General features: G+C 66.3%; 17 protein-coding genes. 5 read left to right on the top strand and 12 right to left on the bottom strand.

What is annotated here, in order from left to right; genetic code table 11:
* Positions 1-41: 41 nt before the first annotated feature.
* Both IAG41_RS16970 and folK read right to left on the bottom strand, forming a co-directional pair.
* Positions 42-458, bottom strand: a complete 417-nt coding sequence (locus tag IAG41_RS16970) for a nuclear transport factor 2 family protein (RefSeq protein ID WP_187729840.1) — start codon at positions 456-458, stop codon at positions 42-44.
* A complete protein-coding gene (folK, locus tag IAG41_RS16965) occupies positions 446-922 on the bottom strand; it encodes a 2-amino-4-hydroxy-6-hydroxymethyldihydropteridine diphosphokinase (RefSeq protein WP_187729839.1) in 477 nt (158 codons plus the stop codon). Before folK ends, IAG41_RS16970 begins: the two co-directional genes overlap by 13 nt.
* 23 nt (positions 923-945) lie before the next feature.
* On the opposite strand from folK, the gene IAG41_RS16960 reads away from it, so the two are divergent.
* Together IAG41_RS16960 and IAG41_RS16955 are read left to right on the top strand one after the other, a co-directional pair.
* Positions 946-1,560: a uracil-DNA glycosylase gene (locus tag IAG41_RS16960; protein WP_187730131.1), complete on the top strand. Its 615-nt coding sequence runs from the start codon at positions 946-948 to the stop codon at positions 1,558-1,560.
* A 60-nt stretch (positions 1,561-1,620) separates the two neighbouring features.
* Positions 1,621-1,899, top strand: coding sequence for a hypothetical protein (locus IAG41_RS16955; protein ID WP_187729838.1), 279 nt, complete (start codon positions 1,621-1,623; stop codon positions 1,897-1,899).
* A gap of 12 nt (positions 1,900-1,911) precedes the next feature.
* Here the strand turns inward: IAG41_RS16955 and IAG41_RS16950 are convergent, their stop codons facing one another.
* The 4 genes from IAG41_RS16950 to IAG41_RS16935 are packed head-to-tail and all read right to left on the bottom strand — an operon-like array spanning position 1,912 to position 6,056.
* Complete coding sequence (locus tag IAG41_RS16950; RefSeq protein WP_187729837.1) at positions 1,912-2,565, bottom strand: sulfite oxidase-like oxidoreductase; 654 nt, start codon at positions 2,563-2,565, stop codon at positions 1,912-1,914.
* Between the two features lie 11 nt (positions 2,566-2,576).
* The gene (aguB, locus tag IAG41_RS16945; protein WP_187729836.1) at positions 2,577-3,437 is read right to left on the bottom strand and encodes an N-carbamoylputrescine amidase; all 861 of its coding nucleotides are present in this window, start codon (positions 3,435-3,437) and stop codon (positions 2,577-2,579) included.
* An 8-nt stretch (positions 3,438-3,445) separates the two neighbouring features.
* Positions 3,446-4,417 (bottom strand): agmatine deiminase family protein, encoded by a 972-nt coding sequence (locus IAG41_RS16940; protein WP_187729835.1) that lies wholly within the window; start codon positions 4,415-4,417, stop codon positions 3,446-3,448.
* A gap of 10 nt (positions 4,418-4,427) precedes the next feature.
* Entirely contained in the window at positions 4,428-6,056 is a 1,629-nt protein-coding gene (locus tag IAG41_RS16935; protein ID WP_187729834.1) for a M28 family metallopeptidase, read from the bottom strand.
* A gap of 119 nt (positions 6,057-6,175) precedes the next feature.
* Here IAG41_RS16935 and IAG41_RS16930 point away from each other — a divergent pair, with 119 nt between their 5' ends.
* Both IAG41_RS16930 and IAG41_RS16925 read left to right on the top strand, forming a co-directional pair.
* Positions 6,176-7,513, top strand: coding sequence for a hypothetical protein (locus IAG41_RS16930; RefSeq protein WP_222950748.1), 1,338 nt, complete (start codon positions 6,176-6,178; stop codon positions 7,511-7,513).
* A gap of 64 nt (positions 7,514-7,577) precedes the next feature.
* Positions 7,578-9,554: an alpha/beta hydrolase family protein gene (locus IAG41_RS16925; protein ID WP_187729833.1), complete on the top strand. Its 1,977-nt coding sequence runs from the start codon at positions 7,578-7,580 to the stop codon at positions 9,552-9,554.
* Between the two features lie 58 nt (positions 9,555-9,612).
* Here IAG41_RS16925 and rpsD read toward each other — a convergent pair whose 3' ends face one another.
* Entirely contained in the window at positions 9,613-10,227 is a 615-nt protein-coding gene (gene rpsD / locus IAG41_RS16920; protein WP_187729832.1) for a 30S ribosomal protein S4, read from the bottom strand.
* Positions 10,228-10,405: 178 nt separating this feature from the next.
* Here rpsD and IAG41_RS16915 point away from each other — a divergent pair, with 178 nt between their 5' ends.
* Complete coding sequence (locus tag IAG41_RS16915; RefSeq protein ID WP_187729831.1) at positions 10,406-10,708, top strand: chorismate mutase; 303 nt, start codon at positions 10,406-10,408, stop codon at positions 10,706-10,708.
* A gap of 9 nt (positions 10,709-10,717) precedes the next feature.
* Here IAG41_RS16915 and IAG41_RS16910 read toward each other — a convergent pair whose 3' ends face one another.
* From IAG41_RS16910 to rpiB, 5 genes are all read right to left on the bottom strand, one after another.
* Positions 10,718-10,984, bottom strand: coding sequence for a hypothetical protein (locus IAG41_RS16910; RefSeq protein ID WP_187730151.1), 267 nt, complete (start codon positions 10,982-10,984; stop codon positions 10,718-10,720).
* 96 nt (positions 10,985-11,080) lie between these two features.
* The gene (locus IAG41_RS16905; protein WP_187729830.1) at positions 11,081-11,800 is read right to left on the bottom strand and encodes an RNA methyltransferase; all 720 of its coding nucleotides are present in this window, start codon (positions 11,798-11,800) and stop codon (positions 11,081-11,083) included.
* Positions 11,797-12,273, bottom strand: a complete 477-nt coding sequence (nrdR, locus tag IAG41_RS16900) for a transcriptional regulator NrdR (RefSeq protein ID WP_187729829.1) — start codon at positions 12,271-12,273, stop codon at positions 11,797-11,799. Before nrdR ends, IAG41_RS16905 begins: the two co-directional genes overlap by 4 nt.
* Positions 12,274-13,584 (bottom strand): serine hydroxymethyltransferase, encoded by a 1,311-nt coding sequence (gene glyA, locus IAG41_RS16895; protein ID WP_187729828.1) that lies wholly within the window; start codon positions 13,582-13,584, stop codon positions 12,274-12,276.
* Positions 13,581-14,033 (bottom strand): ribose 5-phosphate isomerase B, encoded by a 453-nt coding sequence (gene rpiB, locus IAG41_RS16890; RefSeq protein ID WP_187729827.1) that lies wholly within the window; start codon positions 14,031-14,033, stop codon positions 13,581-13,583. The genes glyA and rpiB overlap by 4 nt, the downstream gene beginning before the upstream one ends.
* Positions 14,034-14,072 lie beyond the last annotated feature (39 nt).

The following is a 14,072-nucleotide window of genomic DNA, read 5'->3' as shown; positions in this document are numbered from 1 at the left end:
ACACCGCGGGCTCACCTAGGGGCGGGGGTCCGGCGGGTCAACTATGGCTGGCTCGCAGCCACGCGAGTCACCTGGATATGCGCCACTTGCCACTTGCCGCCAATGCGGCGGAAGCTGTCGGCATAGCGGAAATGGCTGGCGAAGCGCTTGCCGCCGCTGATGCCGGTCAGGTTGGTCTCGGCATTGACCACCCCGGCATCGGGCCCGAGCGGGACGATCACCCGATCGACCAGCACCAGCGGGTCATAACGGTCACCCGGCGTCATCCAGCCCTCGATGAATTCCTTCTTGCCCTGCCGCCTGCCCGATCCGTCGATGAAGACCAGGTCGTCGGCGATCATCCGCTCCATCGCGGCGCGGTCCTGGGTCAGCTGGGCGCGGTCGAACGCGTCGGCAAAGGCGACCAAATTGTCGTCGGGCGCGGTGGTGGCCAGCATCAATGCGATCAGCGCGTGCATGTCTTTCTCCTCAGCCTTGCCGCGAGTTGGCGCACGCTAAGCCCGCTCATCGGATCGCGCCAGCTGGGCGCGACCTGGAGGAGTGGCATGAGCACGAAATCGCGTTCGCGGAAGCGGGGATGGGGCACGATGAGGTGGTTGTCCCCCCAGGCACCGCCCGACCACAGGATGATGTCGAGGTCGATCACCCGCGCACCCCAGATGCGCCCGCGCCGCCGCCCGAAATCGCGTTCGATCGCCTTCAATCGCCGGAGCAATGCAGGCGGTTGCTCGTCGCTCGCCAGCGTCACGACGGCATTGGCGAAGCGGCGGTTGGAGGGGCCGAGCGGCGGCGTATGGATGATGCGCGATTGTGCGGAAACATTGCCCAGCGCCGCGATCGCCGCGGTGACTTCGCGCTCGGGACCGCCATGGCGTCCCCGGCGATTCGATCCGATCGCGATCGCATAGCTTGTTCTCGTCACACTTCGCGGCCTATCCCGCCGCCATGCGTGCGCCAAGCCCCGAGCCCCATCGCGATTGCCCGCGCTGCCCCCGCCTCGTCGCGGTGCGCGAGTCACTGCGCGCCGAGCAGCCCGATTGGTGGAACGCGCCGGTTCCCGCGCTGGGCGATCCGGACGCGTGGCTGGCCGTCGTCGGCCTCGCCCCCGGCAGGCATGGCGCCAACCGCACCGGGCGCGCCTTTACCGGCGACGCCTCGGGCGATCTGCTGTTCGCGACGCTGGAGAAGTTCGGGCTGGCCCGGAACGGCGAGCCGGACGGCGTGGTGATCCTCAATGCGGTGCGCTGCCTGCCGCCCGGCAACAAGCCGGTCCCCGCCGAGATCCATGCCTGCCGCGATTTTCTTGGACCCCAGCTCACGGCGCCGGTGGTGATCGCGCTCGGCCAGATCGCGCACCAGTCGGCGGTCAAGGTGATGGGCGGCAAGCTACCCAAGGCGCGCTTCGCACACCTCGCCGCGCATCGCATGCCGAACGGCCAGCTGCTGATCGATAGCTATCACTGCTCGCGCTACAACCAGAATACCGGCCGGCTGACGCCCGACATGTTCGAAGCGGTGTTCGCCCGGGCGTTGGAATTGCGGCCCAATCTTCCGCGCTGACACAGTCGCGCACGGCGCGTCGACCTGCTATGCTCGCCGGACATGTGAAGGGGACTGCTCATGCGTATTCTTGTGCTCGCTCTCGCTCTTCTGCCCGCAACCGCCATGGCGCGTGACGGCGAAGAGAACCCGACACCCGAGGCCCAGGCTCCCGTCGCGCAATGCCAGGACGCCAAGACGCAATATGCTGGCAAGCCCGGCGCGCCGGCCAAGGCGGTGCGCCCGCGGACCCTCGCGCAGGAGCCGCTCGCCAACCAATATCATCCGGTGCTTCGGCGCGAGAATGGCTGCGACAAGCCGGTGATGATCCGCGAGAATGTCGGCCGCGAGCAGCGCTGAGGCTGGGCGCTTCTAGCTGTAGCGCTCCTCCGCCCAGGGGTCGCCGCGCATGTGATAGCCGTTGACCTCCCAGAAGCCGGGCTTGTCGGCACCGATCAACTCGATCCCGCGCACCCATTTGGCGCTCTTCCAGAAATAGAGGTGCGGGATCACCACGCGCACCGGTCCGCCGTGCGCGCGCGCCAGTGGCTTGCCTTGCCAGCCATGCACCAGCATCGCGTCAGGCGTGGCGAAATCGGCAAGCGGCACGTTGGTGGTGTAGCCGTCATAGCCGTGGAGCATGACGAACCCGGCCTCGTCGCGCGGCTGGACATGCTCGAGCAGGTCGCGGGTCAGCACGCCCTGCCAGTCATTGTCGTAGCGCGACCAGGTGGTGACGCAGTGGATGTCGCTTGACAGCCGAGTCTGGGGGAGCGCCATGAACGCGGCCCAGTCGAGCGCCACAGGCCTGTCGACCATCCCCTTGATCTCCAGCCGCCAGCGCTCGCGCGCGATATCGGGCTGCTTGCCGAGATCGAGGATCGGCCAGTCGCGAACGAGGTGCTGGCCGGGCGGCAGGCGCTCGGATTCGGGGCGCGAGACATGGCCGGTGAGGAACTTGCCCTCGCTCGCCCAGCGCTGCTTCGACTTGGTAAGCTTGCTCGCGTCGGGGAGTTCGTCGTCCATGACCGGGCCTCCTAGATGTCCTGAACCAGCCTTCCGTACAGTTCCGGCCGTCGGTCGCGGAAGAAGCCGAACGCGGCGCGGTGGCGCTTGACCCGATCGAGATCGAGCGTCGCGGTGATCACGCCTTCCTCCTCGCGGTCCAGCTCGGCCAGGATATCGCCGCGCTCGTCGGTGATGAAGCTGGTGCCATAGAAGGTCTGGCCGTGCTCGGTGCCGACGCGGTTGGCGGCGACGACGGGCACGACGTTGGAGACGGCGTGGCCGACCATCGCGCGGCGCCACAAACGGGCGGTGTCGAGGCTGTCGTCATGCGGCTCGCTGCCGATCGCGGTGGGGTAGAACAGCACTTCCGCGCCCATCAGCATCATCGCGCGGGCGGTCTCGGGATACCATTGGTCCCAGCATACGCCGACGCCGAGCTTCGCGCGCCCGGCCGCTTCGGGGCCGTCCCACACCTTGAAGCCGGTATTGCCGGGGCGGAAATAGAATTTCTCTTCGTAACCGGGGCCGTCGGGGATGTGGCTCTTGCGATAGACGCCCGCGACCTTGCCGTCCGGACCGATCATCGCGAGGCTGTTGTAATAGTGCGGGCCGTCGGCCTCGAAGAAACTGGTCGGGATGTGGATCCTGAGCTCGGCGGCGAGCTTCTGCATCGCCAGCACCGCCTTGTGCTCGCCCGTCGGCTTGGCATTGGCGAACAGGCCCTCGTCCTCGACGCGGCAGAAATACTCGCCCTCGAACAGCTCGGGCGGCAGCACGACCTGCGCGCCCCTGGCCGCGGCCTCCCGGACCATCTCGGACACGCGCGCGATGTTCGCGTCGATATCGTTGGAAAAGGCGAGCTGCAGCGCGCCGACGGTGATCTCGGTCATCTCGTTCCTCAGAAGCGCGGAATTTGCTGCGAGATGCAGTGGAAACTCCCGCCGCCGGTCAAGATATGATCGGCGCGCTGGCCTACAATATTGCGATCCGGAAATAGCTCTTTCAGCGCGGCGACCGCGGCATCGTCGTTGGCCTGGCCATAGAGCGGGACGACCACTGCGGCATTGCCGATATAGAAGTTCATATAGCTCGCCGGGATGACCTCCTCGTCGGCGATCACGCGGCCGGGCGAGGGGAAGCGGACGACTTCGACGCCGAACGCTTGCGCGCGCAGCGCGGCATCCTGATAGACTCGCCAGTTCGGATCGTTGTCGGTCGCCTCGGGGATCAGCAGCCGGTTCTCGCCGATGAAGCGCGCGAGATTGTCGACATGGCCGTCGGTATGGTCGTTGACCAGCCCGTCGCCGAGCCACAGCACGCGCGTATAGCCTAGATCGGCGGCGAGACGCGCCTCGACCTCGGCCTTGCTCAGCCCGGGGTTGCGGTTCTGGTTGAGCAGACACTGCTCGGTCGTGACGGCGAGACCCGTGCCGTCGCCGTCGATCGCGCCGCCTTCGAGGATCCAGCCGTGGCGCACGACCTGGAGATGCTCGCGCCGCGCGAGGCGCAGGCCGATATCGTCGTCACCTTCGAGGTCGTACTTGGCGCCCCAGCCGTTGAACGCGAAATCCTGCGCGACGCCGTCGCCCGAGAGGATCGCACCGGTGTCGCGCAGCCAGATGTCGCCGAACAGTTCGCGCACCACCCGCGCCGCCGGGCCGACCAGCACTTCGGCCGCCTTGACGGCCTCCTCGTCGGCGGCGACCAGGATCACCTGTTCGCCGCGTCCCTCGGCATGGACGGCGCGGACAAAGGCGGCGACCTCGGTCTGGGCCTGTTCCAGGTCTTCGACCCACAGATCGCGGTGGCTCGGAAAGCCGATCCAGACGGCGCTATGCGGTGCCCATTCGGGAGGAGGAGGGAGAGTCATGCGCGGGCCTTTACTGGCCTAAGCGGCTCTTGTCTCGCACCGCGCGGAATTCGGCGGTCGGATACCAGTTGGGCCAGGCCGATCCTTCGGCGAGCTGGCGGCCGAGCCCGTAATAGATCGCCAGATCCTGGATGCCGCCGCTCCAATCCCAGTTGGGATCATACTGGTCCTGCGGCTTGTGATAGCGGTTCGTCGTATAGTCCTTGGAAGCCGCATGACCCGCGGCCTTGCCGCCCTTGACCAGATCCTCGCCGCTCTCGCCATAGAGCATCGGCACGCCCAATTTGGCGAAGCTGAAATGGTCGGAGCGGTAATAGCCGCCCTTTTCGGGCGAGGGCTCGGGGACGATCACGCGGCCCTGCGCGGCGACGAAGGGTTTCACCATGTCCTCGAGCTCGGACTTGCCGACGCCGACCAGCACGAAATCCTTAGCCGGCCCGATGATGTTGATCCCGTCCATGTTGACCCCGCCGACGGTCTTGGCGAGCGGATAGACCGGGTTCTCGGCATAGAATTTGGAGCCAAGCAGCCCCGATTCCTCGGCGGTGACCGACAGGAAGACCAGACTGCGCTTGGCCGGGCCCGCCTTGGCATGCGCCTCGGCCAGCGCGACCAGAGCCGCCGATCCCGAGGCATTGTCGAGCGCGCCGTTGCAGATATCGTCGCCCTTCACCGGGGCGCAGTGGCCGAGATGATCCCAATGCGCCGAATAGAGGACGACCTCGTCGGGCTTCGCGGTGCCGGGCAGGATGCCGATGACGTTCTTCGATGCCTGGCGGCGGATCGCACTGTCCCAGCTTACCGACGCCTTCACGCCCAGCGGCACCGCCTTGAAGCCCTTGTGCTTCGCTGCCTCGATCAGTGCGGCGTAGTCCTTGCCGGCGGAAGCAAACAGGGCCTTGGCGCTGTCCTGCTGGATCCAGCCGATCGCCTTGGACTGGTCCATATGATCGCCCGGCGTATCCTGCTCGAGCTGCGGCCCGGTCCAGGAGGATTCGACAACGCCCCAGGGATAGGCGGCAGGCTCGGTATCGTGGATGATGATCGCCGCCGCGGCGCCCTGGCGCGCGGCTTCCTCGAACTTGTAGGTCCAGCGGCCATAATAGGTCATCGCGCGGCCGCCGAACGGGCCGTCGAGCGTCATCATCTGCCAGTCGGGATCGTTGACCAGGATGACGACGGTCTTCCCCTTCACGTCCACGCTGGCATAGTCGTTCCAGCCGCGCTCGGGTGCGTTGATGCCATAGCCGACAAAGACGACATCGCTGTCCTTGACGCTGACATGCGGCACCACCTGATAGGTGCCGAGCACCGTGTCCTTGCGATAGGCGAGCGACACCGGCGTCTTGCCGCCGGTGAAGGTGAGTGGCGCCACGTTGCTCGCGGTGATCTGGACCAGCGGCACGTCCTGCACCCAGCTGCCGTGATTGCCCGGCTGCAGCCCCGCCGCCTTGAACCGCTCGATCATATAGGCGACCGTCTTGTCCTCGGCCGGCGTCGCGGGCGCGCGACCCTCGAACGCGTCGGACGACAGGGTCTTCGTCACCTCCTTCAGCGTGTCGACCGAGATATCCGGCGCAGTCTGCGCTTGGGCAGAGGTGCTGGCGAGCAGAAGTGCGGCGGCGAAGGCAAGGCGCATGGCAGACTCCGGTCAAGGAAAGTGGCGCGACATTGGCAGCGGCTCCGGCTTGCCGCAAGGCTTGCGCAGGGAAGGCGGGTGCGGCAGCTTGATAGCGATACCATGACGGGAGAGACGCGATGCGGACGGTGTTTCTGCTGGCGGCATTGCTGATGACTTCCGGCTTTCCCGCATCCGCGCAGCAGGACAATCGCGCCAGCGAGGCCGATCGCCGCGCGATGCTCGATCGGCTCCATATCGCCGATACCCGCCCCGGCGCCGACGGCTTCAATCCCACCGCGCCCAACGCCGCCAACTATGACGAGGCGAAAACCGGCAGCTACACGTTGCCCGAGCTGATGCGCCTGTCCGACGGAACGCCGGTGACCAGCCCTGAATTGTGGCAGCGCCGCCGTGCCGAGATCGTCGAGCTGTTCGACCGCGAGGTCTATGGCCGCGTCCCCGCCACCGCGCCCGCGATCACCTGGCGCACGGTCAAGGAGGAGCGCGCGACCGAGGCGGGCATGCCCGTCGTCAAGCGCTGGCTCGAAGGCGTGGCGGACAACAAGGCCTGGCCCCAGGCGTCGGCGAGGATCGCGCTGCGCTACACCATGCCCGCGGACGCGAAGGTCAAACTGCCGCTGATCCTGTCGTTCGGTTTTCCCGAAGGCTTCAAATTCCCTGGCCCGCCGCGCGCGCCAGATCCGGGGCCGCCTTATACTGATCAGCTGCTCCAGGCCGGATTTGGCTATGCGGTGGTCGTCGCCAATTCGATCCAGGCCGACAATGGCGCGGGGCTGGCCAACGGCGTGATCGGCATCTCGCTGCGCGGCAAGCCCCGCACGCCCGACGATTGGGGTGTGCTGCGCGCCTGGGCCTGGGGCGCCAGCCGCGCGCTCGATGCGCTGGGCAGGGATCCCGCGATCGATGCCGGCCGTGTCGGCGTCGAGGGCCTGTCGCGTTACGGCAAGGCGGCTTTGGTGACGATGGCCTATGACCAGCGCTTCGCGATCGGCTTCATCGGGTCGTCGGGCGCGGGGGGCGCGGCGCTCTATCGCCGCAATTTCGGCGAGCGGATCGGCAACCTCGCGGCGGGCGGCGAATATCACTGGTTCGCCGGGAATTTCCTCAACTATGCCGGGCCGCGCACCGAGTTCGATCTTCCGGTCGACGCGCACATGCTGATCGCGCTGGCCGCGCCGCGGCCGATCTTCATCGGCGCGGGCACGGTCGAGACCGGTGACGGCTGGGTCGATCCCAAGGGCAGCTTCCTTGCCGCCGTCGCGGCTTCGCCCGCCTGGGAAGTGCTGCTCGGCAATCCCGGAAAGATCGAGCGCACCGATTTCCCGCCCGTGCTCACCGCAACATTGCGCGGCCCGATTGGCTTTCGGCAGCATCAGGGCGGGCACAACAACCGCGACAACTGGCCGACCTTCATCGATTTCGCCCGCGCCAAATTGGCAGCAGTTCGCCGCTGATCGTCCTTGCCGCGCTAAAAGTCCCCGTTATGCTGTTCGCAACGGGGATTTTTTGGGGGGTTTCATGCGGATCAGGGTGATGGCGGCGCTGTGTGCGTCGCTTTGGTCGATTTCGGTGGCGCAGGCGCAGAGCACCGAGGCCAAATTGTTCGGCGCGCGCGAAGGGATTCAGGACATCAGCCTGTCGCCCGACGGCAAGCGCGTGGCGATCATCGTGCCGGCCGGCACGCACGGCACCGCGCTGCTGGTTTCGAAACCGGACGGCAGCGGACTGAAGGCGATCTTGCAGCTGGGCGGCGAGCCCGACAAGCTCACTTCCTGCGCATGGTCGACGCCGACCCGGCTGGTCTGCAACCTCTTCATGATCCTCGATCGCCGGGACGATTTGGTGGGAATGAGCCGCGTGATCGCGATCGACGACGACGGCACGCATATCAAGGAACTGACTCCACCGCAGGGCAGCGACAGCCTCTACGAGGCCTATTATGGCGGCGGCATCCTGGACTGGCTGCCCGACACCAACAGCAGCACCGTGCTGATGGCGCGCTATTATGTGCCCGAGGCGAGCGTCGGCAAGCAATTGGTGGCGCAGCGCCGCGAGGGATTGGGGGTCGATCGCGTCGACACCGTGACGCTCAAGCATACCATGGTCGAAGCGCCGCGACCGACCGCCGGCGAGTTCATTACCGACGGCCATGGCGAGGCGCGCATCATGGGCGTCCAGCCGGTCAAGAGCAGCGGCTATGCGGGCAAGGAGGTCAGCTACCTCTTCCGCAAGCCGGGAAGCCGCGAATGGCTGCCGTTGGGCAAGGTCAAGTACACCGGCTATCTTTCCGAGGGGTTCAATCCCTATGCCGTCGATCGCAATCTGAACGTCGCCTATGGGTTTGACGATCTCGCCGGGCGCAAGGCGCTGTACAAGGTCGCTCTCGACGGCAGCATGAAGAAGGACCTGGTCTTCTCGCGCGATGATGTCGATATCGACGGACTGGTGCGGATCGGGCGCCAGCAGCGCGTGGTGGGTGTGAGCTTCGCGACGGACAAGCGTCAGGTGAGCTTCTTCGATCCGGAGCTGAAAGCCCTCTCCGCTTCGCTGTCCAAGGCGTTGCCCGGGTTGCCGCTCGTCTATTTCTCAGATGCCAGCGTGGACGAGAAGACGCTGCTGCTGTTCGCCGGCAGCGACACCGACCCCGGCCGCTATTACCTGCTCGACCGGACGACCAAGAAGATGGCCGAGGTCAGCCCGGTGCGGCCGCAGCTTTCGGGCAGGCCATTGGCCACCGTGAAGCCGATCACCTTCAAGGCGGCCGACGGCACCAGCATACCCGGCTATCTCACGCTGCCGCCGGGCAGCGACGGCAAGAATCTTCCCGCGATAGTGATGCCGCATGGCGGCCCCACCGCACGTGACGAATGGGGCTTCGACTGGCTGTCGCAATTCTTCGCCAGCCGCGGCTATGCCGTGCTCCAGCCCAATTATCGCGGATCGAGCGGGTTCGGCGAGCGCTGGTTCAAGCAGAACGGCTTCAAGTCGTGGCGCACTGCGATCGGCGACGTCAATGACGGCGGGCGCTGGCTGGTGGCGCAGGGCATTGCCGCGCCCAGCAAGCTCTCGATCGTCGGCTGGTCCTATGGCGGCTATGCCGCGCTGCAATCCTCGGTGCTCGATTCGAACCTGTTCAAGGCAGTCGTTGCGATTGCGCCCGTGACCGATCTCGCGACGCTGCGGGCGGACATGAAGGAATCGATGGGCGACAGCGTAGCCGATGATTTCGTCAACGGCGGTGCGCTACTGAAGGAAGGCTCGCCGGCGCAGAATGCTGAGAAGATAAAGGCACCGGTGCTGATCTTCCACGGGGACCGGGATATCAATGTCCCAATCCGGCAATCGCGGATGATGGAAGGCAAGATCCGCGGTGCTGGCGGCAAGGTCGAGTTCATCGAGTATAAGGGGCTCGACCACCAGCTCGACGACAGCGACGTCCGCGCGAAGATGCTCGATCGCATCGATACCTTCCTGCACAGCTCGATGGGGTTCTGACCCGCAAAGAAAAAGGGCGGCCCCGCGGGACCGCCCTTGTTTCTTGCCGGGAAACCGATCAGCGCGAGTAGAACTCGACGACCAGGTTCGGCTCCATCTTCACCGGATACGGAACCTCGTCGAGGGTCGGCACGCGGGTGAAGGTGATCTTCGAGGCGCCGTCCGGCACCACGTAATCGGGGATGTCGCGCTCGGACAGGCTCTGCGCTTCCATCACCAGCGCCATTTCCTGCGCCTTGGGGCTCAGCGACACTTCCTCGCCGGGCTTGATGCGGCGCGAACCGATGTTGCACTTCTCGCCGTTGACGCGGACATGGCCGTGATTGACCAGCTGGCGTGCGGCGAAGATCGTCGGCGCGAACTTGGCGCGATAGACGATCATGTCGAGGCGCATCTCGAGCAGGCCGATCAGGTTCTGACCGGTATCGCCCTTCATGCGCGACGCATCTTCGTACGAGCGCTTGAACTGCTTCTCGGTGATGTCGCCGTAATAGCCCTTGAGCTTCTGCTTGGCGCGCAGCTGGATGCCGAAGTCCGACATCTTGCCCTTGCGGCGCTGGCCGTGCTGGCCGGGGCCATATTCGCGCTTGTTGACCGGGCTCTTCGGGCGACCCCAGATGTTCTCGCCCATACGCCGGTCGAGCTTATGCTTGGCGCTGCTGCGCTTCGACATTGGTAATCCTTTGCAATTGCTAACAACGTTGTTTCCGGTATCCGCCTGCTGGTCTCTCGAGGAGGGCAGGGCCACCACTTCACCGGAGTGCGGGGCCATTGCGAAGGCGCGCGGTTAGCGGCCAAGTGCCTGAGTGTCAAGCTGGACAGCGGCGCGGGCTCCCGCCAAGGGAGCCCGCATGCACGATACGATCGATCCCCAGAACTGCACCAGCATGACCGAAGTCCGCGCCGGCGTCGACGCGGTCGACCGCGCGTTGATCGGACTATTGCAGCGCCGCTTCGGCTATATGGACGCCGCCGCCCGCATCAAGCCGGAGCGCGGCCTGGTGCGCGACGAGGCGCGCAAGGCGCAGGTGATCGAGAATGTGCGGGCACATGCGCGAGCCGCCGGCATACCCGAGGCCCCGATCGCCGATCTCTGGGATCGGCTGGTCGAGGCCTCGATCGCCTATGAACTGGAGAAATTCGATCGGCGCTGAGCGCCGGACTTAATCTCCGCGAGTGCTGCCTGCTCGGCGCTGGTCGAGCGCGCGCTCGGCGTTTGCTGCATCACGCGCGTGAATCACGGTCCATTCGGCCTTGGTATGGCATTCGCGCTTGAAGAAATTGGAGCCCGTCACCGCCTGGCGGCGGCAGATCGGCTTGTCGTCCTTGGTCTGGTCGGCCGTGGGGGCGGCGGTCTGCTGGGCGGGTGCCTCCTGGGCAAGGGCAGGTGCGGCGACGGTCAACAGGGCAAGCAACGAAACGAAACGCATGTAAAAGTCTCCAACCAAACGCCGACCGCATAGCTATTTTTTGCAGGTGCGAAAAGAAGCTCGTCGACAAAGATGTGTCAGGACGCGACGAACCATCTATTCGTTTCTGTGAAGTTTCCTGCCCCGCAAAGCGGACAATACCCCCCGGAAAGTACGTAGCTCCTGCGACGTCCAGCCCGGCTTGGTGAGCATGGTGCGCAAGGTGCGGCGCGTGGTGGGCACGCGGTCCGGCGGGAAATAATAGCCCGAATGCTCCAGCATCGCCTCGAGCTGGCCGATCATGCCCTCCAGCTCGTCCTGCGGGGCGGGCGGTTCGAGCTCGGTCGCCGGCGGGCTCGCCAGCTGCGCGCCCTTCGACCATTCATAGGCGACCAGGATCACCGCCTGCGCCAGGTTGAGCGAGCCGAACTCGGGATTGATCGGCACAGTGATGATCGTGCGAGCGAGCGCGACATCGTCGGTGTCCAGTCCTGATCGTTCGGGTCCGAACAGGATCGCCGAACGACCGCTCGCGGCGCGCACGTCGCGCGCGGCTTCCTCGGGCGTCACCACCGGCTTGGTCACGCCGCGCTTGCGCACCGTGGTGGCATAGACCTGCGCGCAATCGGCGACCGCGTCGGCGACGCTTTCAAACACCGTCGCGCGCTCCAGCACCACGTCAGCACCACTCGCGGCGGGGCCGGCGGAGGGATTGGGCCAGCCGTCGCGGGGCGAGACCAGCCGCATCTCGGTAAGCCCGAAATTGAGCATCGCGCGCGCAGCCTTGCCGATATTCTCGCCGAGCTGAGGCCGGACGAGGACGATGACCGGGTTCATCCCCCGTTCCTCGTCTCGCCGCCCACCTCGTTCACATTGCCCGCGAATTCCTCGAAGTCCTTCGCCTCGCGAAAGTCCTTATAGACGCTGGCGAAGCGGATATAGGCGACCGAATCCAAGCCTTTCAGCCCCTCCATCACCAATTGACCGATCCGCTGCGACGGGATTTCGGTGTCGCCCTGGGTCTCGAGCTGACGCTGGATGCCCGAGACGAGGCGCTCGATCTGCGCCGCGGTCACCGGGCGCTTGCGCGCCGCGGTCGAGACCGAACGCACCAATTTGTCGCGCTCGAACGGCTCGCGCCGGTCGCCGCTCTTCACGACGGTCAGGTCGCGCAGCTGGATGCGCTCGAAGGTGGTGAAGCGCGCCGCGCAGGCCTCGCACTGCCGCCGCCGCCGGATCGCCGCCCCGTCTTCGGTGGGGCGGCTATCCTTTACCTGGCTGTCTTCATTTCCGCAGAAGGGGCAGCGCAATTACAGCTCCGGATAGATCGGGAAGCGCGCGCACAGCGCGCGGACGCGCTCGCGAACCGCGGCTTCCACCTGGGCATCGCCCTGCTCGCCATTCTTGCGCAGGCCATCGAGCACGTCGGCGACCATGTTGCCGATCTCGCGGAACTCGCCCGTGCCGAAGCCGCGCGTGGTGCCGGCCGGGCTGCCGACGCGGATGCCGCTGGTCTTGACCGGCGGCAGCGGATCGTTGGGGATGCCGTTCTTGTTGCAGGTGATCGCGGCGCGCTCGAGCGCCTCGTCGGCGTCCTTGCCGGTTACGCCCAGCGGGCTGAGGTCAACCAGTGCCAGATGCGTGTCGGTGCCGCCCGAGACGAGGTTGGCGCCGCGCTCCTTGAGCGTCGCCGCCAGCACCTTGGCGTTCTCGACCACCGCGGCGATGTAGCTCTTATAGTCGGGGCGCAGCGCCTCGCCGAACGCGACCGCTTTGGCGGCGATGACGTGCATCAGCGGGCCGCCCTGGAGACCCGGAAACACCGCCGAGTTGATCTTCTTCGCGATCGCCTCGTCGTCGGTCATCACCATGCCGCCGCGCGGGCCGCGCAGCGTCTTGTGCGTGGTGGTGGTCACGACATGCGCGTGGCCGAACGGCGTGGGGTGCGCCCCGCCCGCGACTAGGCCCGCGAAATGCGCCATGTCGACCATGAAGATCGCGCCGACTTCATCGGCGATCGCGCGAAACTTGGCGAAATCGATGATCCGCGGATAGGCCGAGCCACCGGTGATGATCAGCTTGGGGCGATGCTCCTTGGCCAGCCGCTCGACCTGGTCGAAATCGATCAGGTGCGTGTCGGGATCGACGCCGTACTGGATGGCGTTGAACCATTTGCCGCTCATCGCCGCCTTGGCGCCGTGGGTCAGGTGGCCGCCGGCGTCGAGGCTCAGGCCCATGATCGTGTCGCCGGGCTTGGTCAGCGCCAGCATCACCGCGCCGTTCGCCTGCGCGCCCGAATGCGGCTGGACGTTGGCGAAGCCGCAATCGAACAGCTGCTTGGCGCGGTCGATCGCGAGCTGCTCGACTTCGTCCGACGGGTGGCAGCCCTGGTAATAGCGCTTGCCGGGATAGCCCTCGGCGTACTTGTTGGTGAAGACCGAGCCCTGCGCCTCGAGCACTGCCTTGGAGACGATGTTCTCGGAGGCGATCAGCTCGATCTGGTGCTGCTCGCGGTCGAGCTCGTGCGCGACGCCGGCGAACACCGCCGGATCGGCCTGGGCCAGGCCGGTGGTGAAGAAGCCGTCGGGCTGGAGTCCCGCCGTGACTGGGTTGGTGCTCATGCGGGGCTCCTTTCGAGCTGGCTCAGTTTGTCGACGCGGCGCTGGTGGCGATCGCCGAGGAATTCGGTTTCGAGAAAGGCGGTGACGCACGCCTTGGCCATCTCGGTGCCGATCAACCGCGCGCCGAGCGCGATGACATTGGCATCGTTGTGCTGGCGCGCAAGGCTGGCCGAGAGCGGCTCGGAGACGAGCGCGCAGCGGGCGGCGGGGTTGCGGTTCACCGCGATCGAGATGCCGATGCCCGACCCACACAGCGCCACGCCGGTTTCGGCGCGGCCGTCCTCGATCGCGCCGGCCAGGCGATAGCCATAATCGGGATAGTCGACGCTCTCGGGTCCGTTGGTCCCCAGGTCGAGCACGTCGTGACCCTGGGCACGCAACCATTCGGCGAGTTCGGCCTTCATGGCGTAAGCGGCATGATCCGAGGCGATGGCGATGCGGCGTGACATGCCGCGCTCCCTACGCCCGACGGACCCGGCTGGCTAGAC

Origin of the sequence: Sphingomonas sp. JC676, assembly GCF_014489075.1 — a bacterium.
Classification (GTDB): Bacteria; Pseudomonadota; Alphaproteobacteria; order Sphingomonadales; family Sphingomonadaceae; genus Sphingomonas.
This window is presented reverse-complemented; position numbering and strand designations above follow the sequence as displayed.